Origin of the sequence: Bacillus sp. B19-2 (genome assembly GCF_022832475.1) — a bacterium.
Classification (GTDB): domain Bacteria; phylum Bacillota; class Bacilli; order Bacillales; family Bacillaceae; genus Bacillus; species Bacillus paralicheniformis.
Window position 1 is genome coordinate 77,458 of sequence record NZ_JALHKQ010000003.1, and the last position, 17,032, is coordinate 94,489.

A 17,032-nucleotide genomic window follows, 5' to 3' on the forward strand; every position below is an offset into this window, starting at 1 on the left:
TATGATTGTTGATCAAAGAAAGAACATTTGTTTCTCATTCGATCCCATCATATAATGAAAAGAGACGGCTCGAAAAAGGAAGGGGTGACAGAAATGCCTTTTGTTCACCTGCAAGTACACAGCGGTTACAGCTTATTAAACAGCGCCGCTTCCGTGGAGGACCTCACAGCCAAAGCCGAAGAGCTGGGCTACAGCGCGATGGCGCTGACGGATGACGAGGTCATGTACGGGGCGGTGGAATTTTATAAATCATGCAAAAAACGCGGCATCAAGCCGATTATCGGGCTTACGGCCTCAGTTTTAACGGATGAAAAAGAACAGCTTTCATATCCGCTCGTTCTTTTGGCGAAAACAAACAAAGGCTACCAAAACCTGCTGAAAATCAGCAGCGTGTTGCAGTCGAAATCAAAAACCGGCATCAAAGAAAAATGGCTCAAAAGTTATCATGAAGGGCTCATTGCGCTGACAACGGGCGGGACAAGCCATGTTGAAGCGCTGTTGAAAGAAGGGCTGATCGAAGAGGCGAAGAACGCCGCCCTTCGCTGTCTTTCGATCTTCGGTGAAGGCAGCTTTTATTTGTCGTATCAGCCGTACAAGGGCGACCCGCTTCTTTCTGAACGCATTCTGGAGCTCAGCGAACATACGGGAATTCCGATTGCCGCAACCGGCGATGTACGCTACATCGAAAAAGAGGATGCGGCAGCTTATACGTGTTTAACAGCGATTAAAGCGGGCGAGAAGCTGAACGAAGACTTGAAGGCCGAAGGAGATTTGCATCTTGAGTTAAAGCCGCCCGCAGAAATGCTTGACATTTACAGGGATCGTCCGGACGCGTTGGAGAATACAGTCAAAATCGCGGATCTGTGCCAGGTGGACCTGAGCCTTGGCCAGACGCGACTGCCGAAATATCCGGCGCCTTCCGGCAAGAATGCTGACGCTTATTTGGCCGAGCTTTGCTTTCTCGGGTTGGAAAAACGGTTCGATGCCGCTCCGGGGGAGTATGTCGAACGGCTTGAGTATGAGCTGAAAGTGATTCGCGACATGGCGTTCAGCGACTATTTTTTGATCGTCTGGGATTTCATGAAGTTCGCCCATGATAACGGCATTATCACAGGGCCGGGGCGCGGGTCGGCGGCCGGCTCTCTCGTCGCTTATACGCTGTTTATCACAGATGTCGATCCGATCAAGCACAAATTGCTGTTTGAACGGTTTTTAAATCCGGAGCGCATCAGCATGCCCGATATCGATATCGATTTTCCCGATACGAGAAGGGATGAAGTCATCCAATACGTGAAAAATAAATACGGGGCCCTGCACGTAGCGCAAATTATCACGTTTGGCACATTGGCCGCAAAAGCGGCGCTGCGGGACGTCGGCAGGGTGATGGGCATCAGTCCGAAAGAAGCCGACCAGCTGGCGAAACTGATTCCTTCCAAACCTGGAGTGACGCTGAAAGAAGCGAGAGCTCTTTCTGCTGAACTGGACAAGCGCCTGAACGGGTCAAAGAAGCTTCAGGACATATTTAAAACGGCTCAGAAAATCGAAGGGCTGCCGCGGCATACGTCCATTCATGCGGCGGGCGTCGTGTTGAGCGAGGAGCCGCTGACGAATATCATACCGATACAGGAAGGACATGACGGCGTATATTTAACGCAATATTCGATGGGCTATCTCGAAGATTTGGGACTATTGAAAATGGATTTTCTCGGCTTGCGCAATTTAACGCTCATTGAATCGATCAAAACGCTGATCGAAAAAAGCGAGCGGGTCACCATCGATTTTTCGGCGATTTCCTATAAAGATGAACAGACGTTTAAGCTGTTGTCTGAAGGAGATACGACAGGTATTTTTCAGCTCGAATCAGCCGGCATGAGAAACGTTTTAAAAAGGCTCAAGCCATCGAGCCTTGAAGACATTGTCGCCGTCAATGCCTTGTATCGCCCGGGCCCGATGGAAAACATCCCGCTGTATATCGAACGAAAGCACGGACGGGTTGCTGTGTCTTATCCGCACGAGGATTTGGCCGATATTTTGAAAGATACGTACGGCGTGATCGTATATCAGGAACAGATCATGATGATCGCATCGCGGATGGCGGGTTTCAGGCTTGGAGAAGCCGATCTTTTGCGAAGGGCGGTCGGCAAAAAAAACAAGGAAATTCTCGATACAGAGAGAAATCATTTTATTAGTGGATGCTTGAAAAAAGGGTATTCCGTACAAGCGGCTAATGAAGTATACGATCTGATCGTAAAATTCGCCAATTACGGTTTTAACCGGAGTCATGCGGTTGCATACAGCATGATCGGCTACCAGCTCGCTTATTTAAAAGCGCATTACCCCCTTTACTTTATGTGCGGCCTCTTGACGAGTGCGATCGGAAATGAGGAAAAGCTTGCTCAGTACATCTATGAAGCGAAAGGGAAAGGGCTGAATGTTTTAGGTCCTTCCATCAATAAGAGCGGCTATCCGTTCGTCGTGGAAAACGGGGCGCTGCGCTACAGTTTAAGGGCTGTTAAAGGCGTCGGGATTTCGGCTGTGAAAGAGATCTACAGGGCGAGAAAAGAAAAGCCGTTCGCAGATTTGTTTGACTTTTGTGTCAGGACTTCTGTGAAAAGCGTGAACCGGAAAACGATTGAAGCTTTAATTTTTGCCGGAGCAATGGATGAATTCGGTGAAAACCGGGCTACTTTGCTCGCTTCTGTCGATGTCGCGCTGGAGCATGCCGAATTGTTTGCAGGAGACAATGATCAGCTCGGCTTCTTTCTCGATGAAGGCTTGACGATTAAGCCGAAGTACGCCGAGACGGAAGAAATGCCGCTCGTCGACCTGCTGGCACACGAGAAGGACACGCTCGGCATTTACTTTTCTGACCATCCGCTGAGCGTTCACCGCAAGAAGCTGGACCGTGCAGGTGCGCTGCCGATTATTCAGCTGCTCGCCTCCAGCCGTAAAAAGGCGGCTTTGGGCGGACTTTTGACGAAGATGAAGACGATCCGTACAAAAACGGGACAGACGATGGCTTTTCTGGAGCTGAGCGATGAAAGCGGGGAAATGGAGGCGGTTGTTTTTCCTGAACAGTTCAGGCAGCTTTCCCCGATCCTGGAAGAAGGGGTATCGCTTTTTGCAGAAGGACGTCTTGAGACAAGGAATGAAAAGCGCCAGCTGATCATCGCCGGGGCATCGCTCGTCGAATCGCTTCATGCGAAAAAGCAGCCGTCCGTCTATATTAAAGTGGAGGAAAGCCAGCACACCCATGATATCTTCAAGAAGATCAGCAGCATCCTGCTTGAACACAAAGGGGAAACGCCGGTCTGCGTCTATTATGAAAAACGGAAGCAAACGATGCAGCTGCCGGAAAGCTACAATATCAAGGCTGACCACGCTGCCCTCTACAGGCTGAAAAGCGTTGTAGGTGAGAAAAATGTCGTGCTCAGATAACAGGTATTTTGAGCATTTTTGATCAAAAAAGCGGTCAATTGTGTTATCATTTTTAAGATTCTAGGGTTCGTCTTACAAGAATCTTAAGCAGAAAACGAAGCAAAGTTTTTGGCAAAATTCCCTTGAAGGAGTGTTTGTTAACATGTCATTGAAAGAAAAAGCGCTGCATATGCACAAAGTAAACCAGGGCAAATTGGAATCAAAATCAAAAGTGCAGGTTCGCAATGCGGACGATTTAAGCCTTGCATATTCTCCAGGTGTGGCTGAACCCTGCAAAGCGATTTACGATGATAACAGCAAAGTATACGATTATACAATGAAGGGAAACATGGTAGCAGTCGTCTCGGACGGAACGGCTGTGCTCGGCCTCGGCAATATCGGCCCTGAAGCCGCCCTTCCGGTTATGGAAGGAAAAGCGGTTCTTTTCAAAAGCTTTGCCGGTGTAGACGCTTTCCCAATCTGTTTAAATACATCTGATGTCGACAAAATTGTTGAGACGGTCAAGCTGCTTGAGCCGACATTCGGCGGCGTCAACCTTGAAGACATTGCAGCGCCGAACTGTTTTGTCATTGAAGAGCGCCTCAAAAAAGAAACGAAAATCCCGGTGTTTCATGATGACCAGCACGGTACTGCAATCGTAACGGTAGCCGGTCTCGTCAATGCGCTTAAGCTGTCCGGCAAATCGATGTCTTCCGTCAAAGTCGTGGCAAACGGCGCCGGGGCAGCGGGAATTGCCATCATTAAGCTTCTTTATCATTTCGGCGTGCGCGATATCATCATGTGCGACACGAAAGGCGCGATTTACGAAGGCCGTCCGAACGGCATGAACGCTGTTAAAGAAGAAGTCGCAAAATATACGAACAAAAACCGCATAGACGGCTCACTCAAAGATGTGATCAAGGACGCCGATGTCTTTATCGGAGTTTCCGTCGAAGGCGCTTTGACAAAAGAAATGGTTGAAAGCATGGCTGACAAACCGATCATCTTCGCCATGGCGAATCCAAATCCTGAAATCATGCCTGCTGAAGCGCATGAAGCCGGAGCAAGCGTCGTTGGAACGGGACGCTCTGACTTCCCTAACCAAGTGAACAACGTTCTCGCATTCCCCGGCATCTTCCGCGGGGCGCTTGACGTCCGCGCGACACATATTAACGAAGAGATGAAAATCGCCGCGGTTGAGGCGATCGCATCACTCGTTTCCGACGAAGAGCTGAGTCCCGAATATGTCATTCCGGCTCCGTTCGATCCAAGGGTCGCACCGGCCGTTGCCAAAGCGGTAGCGAAAGCCGCGATGGAAACAGGCGTTGCACGAATCGATGTCGATCCTGAAGAAGTCGCTGAAAAGACAAGAAAGCTTGCAGTAATTGAAGGAAAATAAAACTCCATTTTTGTGATCAGCGCGTGATTGCTCTGGCCTAAAGAGCCGTCACGCGCTGTTTCTCGAATATGATGTACAGTTTTTCCTCTTATTGGGGACACTTGTAAGGGAATATTCGGGCTGTAAAAATTTTTTTCAAATCGCTTTTCCGGACTTTTGTATCCGCTCTCAAGGCTGATATATCAATTTGTCAGTCTCTAACCGCATAAAGTGCGATTCGGCTGTTTGCCGGTCAAAAATGTCGAATTGAGGATGACACCGTTTGACAAAAAAAGTACAATAGTTTCGGTATAGTGATGTTCTAGTCTATAAACAGGACAGGCATACATGAAGAAAACCCTTCAGAAAAGGGAGGTAATCTTTTGTTAAAAGATATATTCAGCAAAAAGAAAAAAAAATACGCTTCCGTTCCCGCGGAATCAGCAAAGCAAGATGTACCGGAAGGGATCATGACAAAATGCCCGGACTGCAAAAAAATCATGCTCACAAAAGAGCTGGATAAAAACTTAAGGGTCTGCATGAACTGCGGTTACCATCTTCAAATGAACGCGAAGCAGCGTATAAAAAGCCTGCTGGACGATGGCTCCTTTGAAGAATTCAATCAGGATATGATGTCTGAAAACCCGCTGGAATTCCCAGGATACCTTGAGAAACTGCAAAAAGACCGGGAAAAAACGTCGCTGAATGAAGCGGTCGTCACCGGAAAAGGGACGATTGACGGATCTCCGGCAGTCGTTGCCGTGATGGATTCATCTTTCAGAATGGGAAGCATGGGGTCTGTCGTAGGCGAAAAAATTACGCTGGCGATCGAAAAGGCAAGAGAAAACAAAGTGCCGTTCATTATTTTTACCGCATCAGGCGGTGCGAGAATGCAGGAAGGCCTTCTCAGCTTGATGCAAATGGCTAAAACAAGCTCCGCATTAAAGCTGTTCAGTGAAGAGCAGGGCTTGATCATTTCGGTGATGACACATCCGACAACAGGCGGTGTATCCGCAAGCTTCGCATCCCTCGGCGATTACAACCTTGCCGAGCCGGGCGCGCTGATCGGCTTTGCCGGAAGAAGAATTATCGAACAAACCATCCGTGAAGAACTGCCTGAGGATTTTCAGACTGCAGAATTTCTGTTAAAGCACGGACAGCTTGATTCCGTCGTTCACAGAGCGGACATGAAAAAAACGCTCGGCAGCATTTTGAAAATGCACCAAACTGGAGGTGATCTCGAGTGGCTGGAGAATTAGAATTTGAAAAACCGGTGGTCGAACTGCGTGAAAAGATCGCCGAATTGAAAAGGTTCACACAGGATTCCGATATGGATTTAAGCTCGGAAATTACGAAGCTTGAAGCTCGTCTTGAAAGGCTTGAAGAAGACATTTATACAAATCTGAAAGCCTGGGACAGAGTCCAGATTGCAAGGCATCCGAACCGTCCGACTACGCTCGATTATATCGAACATCTCTTTACCGATTTTTTTGAATGCCACGGAGATCGTTATTTCGGTGATGATGAAGCGATTGTCGGCGGAATTGCCAAGTTCCGGGGCCTTCCTGTGACAGTGATCGGCCAACAGCGCGGCAAGGATACAAAAGAAAACATCCGCCGCAACTTCGGAATGCCGCACCCGGAAGGCTACCGCAAAGCGCTCAGGCTGATGAAGCAGGCCGATAAATTTAACAGGCCGATCATCTGCTTTATTGATACAAAAGGAGCATACCCTGGAAAAGCAGCTGAAGAGCGGGGGCAAAGCGAAGCCATTGCCAAGAACCTTTTTGAAATGGCGGGACTCTCTGTGCCGGTCATCTCGATCGTCATCGGGGAAGGCGGCAGCGGGGGAGCGCTTGCGCTCGGCGTCGCAAACCGCTTATTGATGCTGGAAAACTCAACTTATTCGGTGATCTCTCCCGAGGGAGCGGCTGCTATCCTCTGGAAGGATTCAGGACTCGCGAAAAAAGCGGCAGAAACAATGAAAATCACCGCTCCGGACCTTAAAGAATTGGATATTATAGATCATGTTATAAAAGAAGTAAGAGGCGGAGCACACCGCGATGTAGAGCAGCAGGCCGCCTACATCGATGAAGCGCTGAAAAGCGAGCTTAAATCCTTGCTGAAACTGGATAAGAACGAGCTGATTCAACAAAGATATAACAAGTATAAATCAATTGGAAAAATTTCGACTGAAAACCAATATGTTGGGATAAAATAAATAAACGTGAGGCCTTTGGCTCACGTTTATTTTTTATGGATAAAGGTGAAAAGTGAAAGGATTGTGTCTTTCACCCGCGATTTTTCAAAGAGTTTGCTTAAAATTTATTTAAAAACTTTTTGTTTAATTGTATAATGAGTAAGGTTTTATAGGGATTTTCGGAAAATTTTCATCCCTTTTTCATTGTTTTAGCGACAATGAACGTGTTAAGGTAAATTATATATGTTTTCGAGGTGAAAAAGATGAAACGTATCGGAGTATTGACGAGCGGCGGAGATTCCCCGGGAATGAACGCGGCGGTCCGCGCGGTTGTCAGGAAAGCGATCTACCATGACGTAGAAGTATACGGAATTTACAACGGGTATTCAGGTTTAATCAGCGGAAAAATAGAAAAGCTTGAAATCGGTTCTGTCGGAGATATCATTCACCGCGGAGGAACGAAGCTATATACAGCAAGGTGTCCTGAGTTTAAAACGGTAGAAGGACGGGAAAAAGGAATAGCGAATTTAAAAAAATATGGTATAGAAGGATTAGTCGTCATTGGCGGAGACGGTTCTTATATGGGAGCGAAAAAGCTGACAGAACACGGCTTTCCTTGTGTCGGAGTGCCGGGAACAATCGACAATGACATCCCTGGAACAGATTTGACGATCGGATTTGATACGGCGTTAAATACCGTTATCGATGCCATCGATAAAATCAGGGATACAGCTACTTCCCATGAACGTACATACGTGATTGAAGTAATGGGCCGCCATGCCGGGGATATTGCTTTATGGTCAGGTTTGGCAGGAGGCGCGGAATCCATTTTGATTCCTGAAGCTGACTACGATATGGAAGAAATTATTGCAAGGCTGAAAAGAGGGCATGAGCGCGGCAAAAAACACAGCATCATCATTGTGGCGGAAGGCGTCGGAAGCGGTGTTGAATTCGGCAAAAGAATTGAAGAAGCCACAAATCTCGAAACTAGAGTATCGGTGCTTGGACATATCCAGCGCGGCGGTTCTCCGACTGCAGCAGACCGTGTATTGGCAAGCCGTCTAGGGGCATTTGCGGTTGAACTGCTTCTTGAAGGAAAAGGCGGACGCTGTGTCGGAATTCAAAATAACCAGCTTGTGCATCATGATATCATTGAAATACTCGATCATAAACATACAATTGATCAAAGCATGTACCGCTTGTCTCAAGAACTGTCAATCTAGTGTAAAACCCGAGGAGGAAGCAATATGAGAAAGACTAAAATAGTTTGTACAATTGGACCGGCCAGCGAAACTGTTGAAAAGCTCACCCAGCTGATGGAAGCCGGAATGAACGTGGCGCGCTTGAACTTTTCCCATGGAGATTTCGAAGAGCACGGCGCAAGAATTAAAAACATTCGCGAAGCAGCCGGCAAGCTGGGAAAAGATATCGGTATCCTTCTTGATACGAAAGGTCCGGAAATCCGCACGAACACAATGGAAGGCGGTTCAATCGAACTGGAAGCGGGTTCTCAGCTGATCGTTTCAATGGAAGAAGTCATCGGTACACCTGAAAAAATCTCAGTTACATATGATGGGTTGATTCACGATGTATCAATTGGTTCAACGATTTTGCTTGACGATGGACTGATCGGACTTGAAGTTACAGATGTCAACAAGGACAAGCGTGAAATCGTCACGAAAGTAATGAACAGCGGAACGCTGAAAAACAAAAAAGGCGTGAATGTGCCGGGCGTCAGCGTCAATCTTCCGGGAATTACGGAAAAAGACGCTAACGACATTGTGTTCGGTATCGAGCAGGGTGTTGATTTTATCGCGGCATCTTTTGTGCGCCGTCCGTCGGATGTCCTTGAAATCCGCGAACTTCTTGAAGAGCACAATGCGGCAGATATTCAAATCATTCCAAAAATCGAAAACCAGGAAGGCGTTGACAACATCGATGCCATTCTTGAAGTATCAGACGGTCTGATGGTTGCACGCGGAGACCTCGGTGTTGAAATCCCTGCCGAAGAAGTGCCGCTCGTTCAAAAAGAACTGATCAAAAAATGCAATGCGCTTGGCAAGCCTGTTATCACGGCTACCCAAATGCTCGACAGCATGCAGCGCAATCCGCGTCCGACACGCGCGGAAGCGAGCGACGTTGCCAATGCGATCTTTGACGGAACTGACGCGATTATGCTTTCAGGTGAAACTGCTGCGGGAAATTACCCTGTTGAAGCCGTTCAGACGATGCACAATATCGCTTCCCGTTCAGAAGAAGCGCTCAACCATAAAAAGATCCTTTCTGCACGAAGCAAGCAAGTCAGCATGTCAATTACAGATGCGATCGGCCAGTCTGTGGCGCATACGGCAATCAACCTTGACGTGAATGCCATCGTCACACCGACAGAAAGCGGTCATACGGCGAGAATGATTTCCAAATATCGCCCGCAGGCGCCGATTGTCGCAGTTACGGTGAACGATGCGGTTTCAAGAAAGCTGTCTCTTGTCTTCGGTGTTTTCGCAACAAGCGGACAAAACCACAGCTCCACTGACGAGATGCTTGAAAAAGCAGTGCAAAAATCTCTCGACACAGGCATCGTACGCCACGGCGACTTGATCGTTATCACGGCCGGAGCTGTCGGTGAAGCCGGCACAACAAACTTGATGAAAGTGTATGTTGTCGGAGACGTGGTCGCAAAAGGCCAGGGAATCGGACGCAAATCCGCGTTTGGTGAAGTGGTCATCGCTCAAAATGCACAAGAAGCGGATAAAAAAATGAAAGATGGCGCCGTTTTGGTTACAAAAAGCACCGATCGTGACATGATGGCGTCCCTTGAAAAAGCGGCTGCGCTGATTACGGAAGAAGGCGGTTTAACCAGCCACGCTGCAGTCGTAGGCTTGAGCCTCGGCATCCCTGTCATCGTCGGAATGGAAAATGCGACATCCATTCTCCAAGAAGGAGAAGACATCACGGTCGACTCTGCCCGCGGAGCTGTTTACAAAGGACGTGCAAGCGTACTTTAATCGCTTATTGAAGAAGAAGGGAAGCTTTTCCCTTCTTTTAGATTGATGACAAAATCCTAAAACGTTTTTCAGTTTTAGGATTTTGTCATCCTTCAATTCAGCGTGATTGAAAACCCTTGCAGTCTAGGAAGGCCGAGCATCGGAGCGGAGCGAATGTTGGAATTCGTGAGCACCGACGCGCAGGCCTGACAACGAATGCGAGGGTTTGCCAACACGCTGGAAGAAGGGAAGCTTTTCCCTTCTTTTTTTGCAGGCGGCACAAGCAAAACAGGGCGGCCGTTCGCTTCCATATTAGAATTATGAGGTGAAGACAATGAAGTTTTTCTTATTATTTCTCGTCATTTTTCCAGCGAGTGAAATACGTCTGTTCCTCTTGTCCGCTAATTGGATCGGTGTCTTGCCGACCGTTTTGCTGATTATCTTGACGGGATTTCTCGGGGCCGCTCTCGCCAAAAAACAAGGAATCGAAGTTTACTACAAAGTTCAGCGCGATCTTCAGTACGGAAAAATGCCTGGGGATGCGATTTTGGACGGGCTTTGTATTTTCATAGGCGGCATGCTGCTTTTGCTGCCCGGCTTTTTATCGGACATCATCGGTTTACTGCTGCTGCTGCCGGCAACGCGAAGCCGTTTCAAACCGTTCATATCCCGCAAGCTGAAGAGGATGTCTGAAGGCAGGCGGATCAACATCATCAAATAACCCGATAAGCGGCGGCCCGCATGGACAAAGCAGGCTGCCGCTTATTTTTCATTTCCTGTAATAAACTGCCATATGTCTTTAAAAATACCTGTTGTAAAGAGAGCCTGAATGAGAACGAGAAGGGCGGGGCCCATGATCAATCCGAGAAAACCAAACAATTTGAAACCGGCAAACAGCGCGATCAATGTTCCCAAAGGATGAAGTCCGATTGACCGGCTCAAAATCTTCGGTTCGGCCAGCTGCCTGAAGACGAGCACGACGATGTACAGGATTCCGAGGCCGATCGCAAGCGGCAGCTGCTTGGACGCTGCTAAATAGACGATCCACGGCACAAATACAGACCCCGTTCCCAAATACGGCAGCAGGTCGACCAGCCCGATGAGAAAAGCGATGGCCACAGCATGATTAACCTTCAACACGGAAAGCCCGATCAACACGAGCACCATCGTCATCGCCACAAGGGTAAGCTGGGCCTTCACAAAGCCTGCCAGCGCTTTTTTCAATTCCGCATAAACAGCCGCTGCACCCGAGATCAGCCGATCAGGAAGAACAGACCTCGCCTTGTTTTGGATTTTATGCAAATCTTTGCTGATAAAAAAAGTGGCCAGGAGCGAAAAGATCAGCACGGCCGCCATATTCGGCAGAAAGGCGAAAAAGAGGGGCACCGTCTCAAGAATTTTTGAAAGAAACAAAGCGGTGCCTGAAGCGAGTTCATTGCCCAAATTTTGGACCTGTGTAATGATCGATTCCTGCTGGGCGGCTTCGAGCCCGTCAAAAAAAGCGGCCAGCTGATTATATAGCGGCATGATCTGATTCGTAAAAAACGATTCGATATAAAGAGCGGCTTTATTAAACTGGACGGGAAGAATTTTAGCCAAATGAGCCGTTCCAGAGACAATCTCGGCAACGACCAGTGTCAAAAAGCCGGCTCCGGCGGTCAAAAAGCCGCACAGCACGATGCCGACATTGATGCCTCTCGGGAGCCCGGTCCGCTTATCGAGCCATTCCACAAAAGGATTGATCATGATGGCGAGAATAAGCGCAATCACAAAAGGATAGGTTAACGGAAAAGAGTAGTAACCGACCGCTCCGCAAGCAGCGGTCAAAAACAGCACATACACTGCCCGAAGCGCAGCTGTGAGATAGGATTGATTCAATTCTGCATCCTCCTGATATTAGAAAGCATGTCCTTATTTCATTTTATTCTTGAGTCCTGTTATTATGAGAAAGGTCATAAAAAAATGGAGTTGAATACAGCATGTTTACTCAAGCTAATTTATTTTTGATCCTGCTTTTGGCCATCGCATTAATTGCGAAAAATCAGTCGTTGATCATCGCGGTATCCGTCCTGCTTTTGATCAAGCTGACCGGTCTCGATCAAAAGCTGTTTCCGGCCATCCAATCCAAAGGGATTAACTGGGGAGTTACCGTTATTACAATAGCGGTCCTTGTTCCGATTGCGACTGGAGAGATCGGCTTTAAACAGCTTGGCGAAGCGATGAAATCATATTACGCATGGATCGCACTCGGGGCGGGCATTCTCGTAGCATTGATCGCCAAAAACGGGATCACATTGCTCGCGGAAGACCCGCATATCACCACCGCTCTTGTATTTGGAACGATTTTAGCGGTCGCTTTATTCAAAGGCGTTGCCGTCGGCCCGCTCATCGGTGCCGGGATCGCCTATCTTGTCATGCAGGCCGTCCAGCATTTTACATCTTAGAGATGCGGGCAAGCTCCCCCTGTTTCAGGGGGTTTTTTAGTTTGAAAAAAACGTTCGCAACTAAAAATAAATAACGCAGTTAAAACTACTAAAAATCTGTAAATAGAAGTCAGCTGGTGCAAAAAAATAAAGCCCTCTATAAAAAGAGGGCACAATTTGTCAAAAATTTGTGTGGAGAAATATGACCGTTTATTTCGAATTTGTAGTTTTTTATTTGTGGAGTCTTCAGCAGGTAAGCTTGGATAAAAAGAAAAAATGACCTATCGTCTCTTTCGGGCTGAAACGCTTGCATCAGTGATCGCATCCTTTATGATGACGGCTGTCGAACTGCGAGTGCTGTTCAGTGCCGGAGAATCTTAAACAAGAGACGCCGGATATGATTGCGGCGTGAACGGCAGCAAGTGATTTTAGTGAGCGAAAGAGAAAAATTGATAGAAAACAGAAAGAAATTGATTTTAAAATTGAAGGATATGAAGATGTCATTTTCAAAAGAAAGAGAACTAAAGAATCGCATATAAGCAACCCCAGAAAGAGGGCTGACATCATCTCGATAAGATTCGTATAAAAGACTATTCATGCCAGCAACTTCACATTACAATCATAAGAGCCTGGTTATGTTGAGGCAGCAGGCTCTTATCTTTTTTGACATTATTTTTTTGTATAACGCACCCAGTCGTAATGAGCGTATAGAGGTGTTACACCATTGTAGGGATCGAGCCAGTCATCGACACCAATACCATTCCACAAGTTCATCATGATCTTTCCTGGCGTAGTCGGAATTTGGCTCGTCGCGGTATGTTTTAATTGCCCATCGACATACCATTTAATCGAGTTTGGCTGCCAATCGAACGCATACGTGTGATAGGCATTGGCTGCATCGAATCCGAGATTCACAAGCTTCTCATGGTTCCCTACACCATTTGTATAATAGTTAAATTGAACCTTTGTTGTGTCTTTTCCTAAAAATTCGATATCAATCTCATCCCAAGGCGTTCCATCCGTTGGACCTGTGTAGGTGAAGAACGATGAAACGATCCCTGCGTTTTTAGCTGGTTTCATTCTGACTTCATAAAGTCCATATCCATATGTTTGAACAGAGCGATTTTCCCCGCAGTCAAATTTGTTATAAGATGGACTTGTTAGCGCCAAACGCATTTCACCTAATGACGTCATTGATACGTTATTTGCACGCCAAGTGCAGTTGAACACATTTCCATTCGAATAACCATCTGCTTTTTGCCAAAAGCCGGAGTTATAGCCGTTAAAAGGGTCAAAAAACGATCCGCCTGTTTGAGCCGAGGCAGTAGAAGTGACTGCAAACAAACTCATAAACAATCCAGTGACAAGAAGCAACAGCACTCGTTTCATGCGATAAGGCATGCGGCATTCCCCTTTCTTTAAAAGCGTTTTCTTTACTGATCATACCTGATTCTTTAAAAAGGGAACATCAGTCAAAATATTGATAATAACTTTTCATTCATAAAAACTCCCCTCTGTCATTTTAAAACGGATGAAGGGGATTTTTTGTGAAGTAACGAGTAAAAGATTTTATCTCTTTTTCTTTTGTTTATAAATTTATTATAGGTGAAAATCATAAACCGATTAGTATGAAAGAACTGGAGGAATGCGTTTGTCCACTTTTAATAAAAATCCCTCCCCGAAACCTTCCCCAAATAGATACAGAAGAATACATGATTCTACAAAGCTGTCGATTGATAATAAATAACTACGAACCCTTGATTTATAAGGCTTTGAAAGCATTTTTGATCAAAAACCTACAAATTTATCAGATTATTGTTTATAATATAAATATGCTTAATCTTAATTAAGCATATCGGAGTATCGAACGGTATATAGAAACGCACGATTGTTTTATTTGAAAAACGATTTAATGTAAGCATTTTCTTTTTGGGCAGAAGAAGATGTATACATCATGCGTTGTTTTTGCTCCTAGGTTTTGGTTTAATTTTAAAAGGGGAAATTTTTTAAAAAAGGGAGAGATGAGTATGACAGCAACACGCGGCCTTGAAGGGGTAGTCGCCACTACATCATCAGTAAGTTCAATTATTGATGATACTCTTACATATGTAGGGTATAACATCGATGATTTGACAGAAAAAGCAAGCTTTGAAGAAGTTGTTTATCTGCTTTGGCATTTAAAGCTGCCGAACAAAGAGGAGCTCGCCGAGCTTAAAAAACAGCTTTCTGAAAATGCCGGTATCCCCAAAGAAGTGATTGACCATTTCAAATCCTACTCGAATGGAAAAGTCCACCCGATGGCAGCTCTTCGGACAGCCGTTTCTTTACTCGGACTGTTTGACGAAGAAGCAGATCAAATGGATGCGGAAGCAAACTACAGAAAAGCGGTGCGTCTCCAAGCGAAGATGCCTGCGCTTGTCGCTGCTTTTTCAAGAATCCGCAAAGGGCTCGAGCCGATTGAGCCGAATCCGGAACTCGGTTTTGCCGCCAACTTTCTCTACATGCTGAATGGAAAAGAACCTTCACCTGTTGAAGTGGAAGCGTTTGACAAAGCTTTGATTCTGCATGCGGATCATGAGCTGAACGCATCTACGTTCACAGCCAGAGTATGCGTCGCGACGCTTTCAGACGTCTACTCAGGAATCACGGCCGCAATCGGGGCCTTGAAAGGTCCGCTTCACGGCGGAGCAAACGAAGCAGTTATGAAAATGCTTTCAGAGATTGGCGAGGTTGAAAACGTAGATTCATATATTCACGCCAAGCTTGAAAAAAAAGAAAAGATCATGGGGTTCGGCCACCGCGTATACCGCCAGGGCGATCCCCGCGCAAAACATTTGAAGGAAATGAGCAGACGTTTGACGAATTTAACGGGTGAAAGCAAATGGTATGAGATTTCAGAGCGGACTGAGGAAATCGTCACGTCTCAGAAAAAGCTGCCGCCAAACGTAGACTTTTATTCTGCGTCGGTTTATCATAGCTTAGGAATCGACCATGATCTGTTCACGCCGATTTTTGCGATCAGCAGGGTATCAGGCTGGCTCGCTCACATTCTTGAACAGTATCAAAATAACCGACTGATTCGTCCGCGGGCTGATTACACCGGTCCTGACATGCAGACGTTCATTCCGATTGAAGACAGAAGCTGACCGTTTAAAAAGGGGGCTGTTCGAGCTTCGTTCGGCCGGCCTCTTAACGGCTTTTCTAAGGAAACAACGATTTAATGAATCTATGAAAAAACATGTTTGTCCCCCGCCAAACGGGGGAAACAAATGTTTTTCTATATTGAAGAATTACATATTATGGGAGGTTTTATTGTGGCACAAGGCGAAAAAATTACAGTCTCCGGCGGAGTATTAAACGTTCCAAACAACCCGGTCATCCCGTTTATTGAAGGGGACGGAACAGGTCCTGATATTTGGAGAGCGGCTTCCAGGGTTCTTGAAGCGGCTGTGGAGAAAGCGTATAACGGCGAAAAGGAAATCACTTGGAAAGAAGTCTACGCCGGGGAAAAAGCGTACAACAAAACTGGCGAATGGCTTCCTGAAGAAACGCTTGATACGATCCGCGAATACCTGATCGCGATTAAAGGTCCTTTAACAACTCCTGTAGGCGGCGGAATCCGCTCATTAAACGTAGCGCTCAGACAAGAGCTTGACTTGTTTACATGCCTGCGTCCTGTCCGCTATTTCACAGGCGTTCCTTCACCGGTTAAGCGCCCTGAAGATACGGATATGGTCATCTTCCGCGAAAATACTGAAGATATCTACGCCGGCATCGAGTACGCGAAAGGCTCTGAAGAAGTTGAGAAGCTGATTTCATTCCTGAAAAATGAGCTTGGCGTTAACAAAATCCGTTTCCCTGAAACATCAGGCATCGGTATCAAGCCGGTTTCTGAAGAGGGAACATCAAGGCTTGTCAGAGCTGCGATCGAGTATGCGATCGAGCACGGCCGCAAGTCTGTAACGCTCGTCCACAAAGGAAACATCATGAAGTTCACGGAAGGCGCCTTCAAAAACTGGGGCTACGAAGTGGCTGAAAAAGAATTCGGCGATAAAGTATTCACATGGGCCGAATACGACCGCATCGCTGAAAAAGACGGCAAAGACGCTGCAAACAAAGCGCAAAGCGAAGCTGAAGCGGCCGGCAAAATCATCATCAAAGACAGCATCGCTGACATCTTCCTTCAGCAGATTCTGACCCGCCCTGCCGAGTTTGACGTTGTGGCGACAATGAACCTGAACGGAGACTACATTTCAGATGCGCTTGCTGCCCAAGTCGGCGGAATCGGCATCGCACCTGGAGCAAACATCAACTATGAGACAGGACACGCCATCTTTGAAGCGACACATGGTACAGCTCCAAAATATGCCGGCCTTGACAAAGTAAACCCGTCTTCAGTCATCCTATCCGGTGTGCTGCTTCTTGAGCATTTGGGCTGGAATGAAGCTGCCGACCTTGTGATTAAATCAATGGAGAAAACAATCGCATCCAAAGTCGTCACATACGATTTCGCTCGTTTGATGGATGGCGCGACTGAAGTCAAATGCTCTGAATTCGGTGATGAGCTTATCAAAAATATGTCTTAAACGGCTGCTGTTTTGGGGTAAAACAAACAACAATTAAAAGGGGT

General features: G+C 46.7%; 12 protein-coding genes and 1 pseudogene. 11 read left to right on the forward strand and 2 right to left on the reverse strand.

The genetic code is table 11. The annotated features are described in order from the left end of the window. The first annotated feature begins 93 nt into the window (after positions 1–93). The 7 genes from dnaE (at position 94) to MST20_RS12810 (ending at position 10,700) form a co-directional block, all read left to right on the forward strand. On the forward strand, positions 94–3,438 hold the full coding sequence (dnaE, locus tag MST20_RS12780; protein ID WP_243942686.1) for a DNA polymerase III subunit alpha: 3,345 nt from the start codon (positions 94–96) through the stop codon (positions 3,436–3,438). A 142-nt stretch (positions 3,439–3,580) separates the two neighbouring features. Further along, the gene (gene ystJ / locus MST20_RS12785; RefSeq protein ID WP_065643636.1) at positions 3,581–4,816 is read left to right on the forward strand and encodes an NADP-dependent malic enzyme; all 1,236 of its coding nucleotides are present in this window, start codon (positions 3,581–3,583) and stop codon (positions 4,814–4,816) included. 362 nt (positions 4,817–5,178) lie between these two features. Continuing rightward, the gene (gene accD / locus MST20_RS12790) at positions 5,179–6,054 is read left to right on the forward strand and encodes an acetyl-CoA carboxylase, carboxyltransferase subunit beta (protein WP_243942688.1); all 876 of its coding nucleotides are present in this window, start codon (positions 5,179–5,181) and stop codon (positions 6,052–6,054) included. After that, a complete protein-coding gene (gene accA / locus MST20_RS12795; protein ID WP_145651931.1) occupies positions 6,039–7,016 on the forward strand; it encodes an acetyl-CoA carboxylase carboxyl transferase subunit alpha in 978 nt (325 codons plus the stop codon). Before accD ends, accA begins: the two co-directional genes overlap by 16 nt. Positions 7,017–7,258: 242 nt before the next feature. Continuing rightward, positions 7,259–8,218 (forward strand): 6-phosphofructokinase, encoded by a 960-nt coding sequence (pfkA, locus tag MST20_RS12800; RefSeq protein WP_020452561.1) that lies wholly within the window; start codon positions 7,259–7,261, stop codon positions 8,216–8,218. A gap of 24 nt (positions 8,219–8,242) precedes the next feature. Next, positions 8,243–10,000, forward strand: coding sequence for a pyruvate kinase (pyk, locus tag MST20_RS12805; RefSeq protein WP_243942690.1), 1,758 nt, complete (start codon positions 8,243–8,245; stop codon positions 9,998–10,000). A 313-nt stretch (positions 10,001–10,313) separates the two neighbouring features. Further along, entirely contained in the window at positions 10,314–10,700 is a 387-nt protein-coding gene (locus tag MST20_RS12810; protein WP_243942692.1) for an FxsA family protein, read from the forward strand. 41 nt (positions 10,701–10,741) lie between these two features. On the opposite strand, the gene ytvI is transcribed toward MST20_RS12810, so the two are convergent. Continuing rightward, the gene (gene ytvI, locus MST20_RS12815; protein ID WP_243942694.1) at positions 10,742–11,857 is read right to left on the reverse strand and encodes a sporulation integral membrane protein YtvI; all 1,116 of its coding nucleotides are present in this window, start codon (positions 11,855–11,857) and stop codon (positions 10,742–10,744) included. A 101-nt stretch (positions 11,858–11,958) separates the two neighbouring features. Here ytvI and MST20_RS12820 point away from each other — a divergent pair, with 101 nt between their 5' ends. Together MST20_RS12820 and MST20_RS12825 are read left to right on the forward strand one after the other, a co-directional pair. Then, a complete protein-coding gene (locus MST20_RS12820) occupies positions 11,959–12,423 on the forward strand; it encodes a DUF441 domain-containing protein (protein ID WP_020452557.1) in 465 nt (154 codons plus the stop codon). Between the two features lie 261 nt (positions 12,424–12,684). After that, positions 12,685–12,811: pseudogene (locus MST20_RS12825) on the forward strand (transporter); the annotation flags it as partial. 260 nt (positions 12,812–13,071) lie between these two features. On the opposite strand, the gene bglS reads toward MST20_RS12825, so the two are convergent. Next, a complete protein-coding gene (gene bglS / locus MST20_RS12830; RefSeq protein ID WP_243942696.1) occupies positions 13,072–13,803 on the reverse strand; it encodes a beta-glucanase in 732 nt (243 codons plus the stop codon). Positions 13,804–14,429: 626 nt separating this feature from the next. On the opposite strand from bglS, the gene citZ reads away from it, so the two are divergent. Together citZ and icd are read left to right on the forward strand one after the other, a co-directional pair. Next, complete coding sequence (citZ, locus tag MST20_RS12835) at positions 14,430–15,548, forward strand: citrate synthase (protein WP_243942698.1); 1,119 nt, start codon at positions 14,430–14,432, stop codon at positions 15,546–15,548. A 168-nt stretch (positions 15,549–15,716) separates the two neighbouring features. Next, positions 15,717–16,988, forward strand: coding sequence for an NADP-dependent isocitrate dehydrogenase (icd, locus tag MST20_RS12840; protein ID WP_075752493.1), 1,272 nt, complete (start codon positions 15,717–15,719; stop codon positions 16,986–16,988). Positions 16,989–17,032: the final 44 nt, after the last annotated feature.

Excerpts from the sequence above, each read along its gene's own strand:
- dnaE (WP_243942686.1), top strand. The coding sequence starts at position 94 with ATGCCTTTTGTTCACCTGCAAGTACACAGCGGTTACAGCTTATTAAAC.
- ystJ (WP_065643636.1), top strand. The coding sequence starts at position 3,581 with ATGTCATTGAAAGAAAAAGCGCTGCATATGCACAAAGTAAACCAGGGC.
- pfkA (WP_020452561.1), top strand. The coding sequence starts at position 7,259 with ATGAAACGTATCGGAGTATTGACGAGCGGCGGAGATTCCCCGGGAATG.
- pyk (WP_243942690.1), top strand. The coding sequence starts at position 8,243 with ATGAGAAAGACTAAAATAGTTTGTACAATTGGACCGGCCAGCGAAACT.
- MST20_RS12810 (WP_243942692.1), top strand. The coding sequence starts at position 10,314 with ATGAAGTTTTTCTTATTATTTCTCGTCATTTTTCCAGCGAGTGAAATA.
- MST20_RS12820 (WP_020452557.1), top strand. The coding sequence starts at position 11,959 with ATGTTTACTCAAGCTAATTTATTTTTGATCCTGCTTTTGGCCATCGCA.
- bglS (WP_243942696.1), bottom strand. The coding sequence starts at position 13,803 with ATGCCTTATCGCATGAAACGAGTGCTGTTGCTTCTTGTCACTGGATTG.
- citZ (WP_243942698.1), top strand. The coding sequence starts at position 14,430 with ATGACAGCAACACGCGGCCTTGAAGGGGTAGTCGCCACTACATCATCA.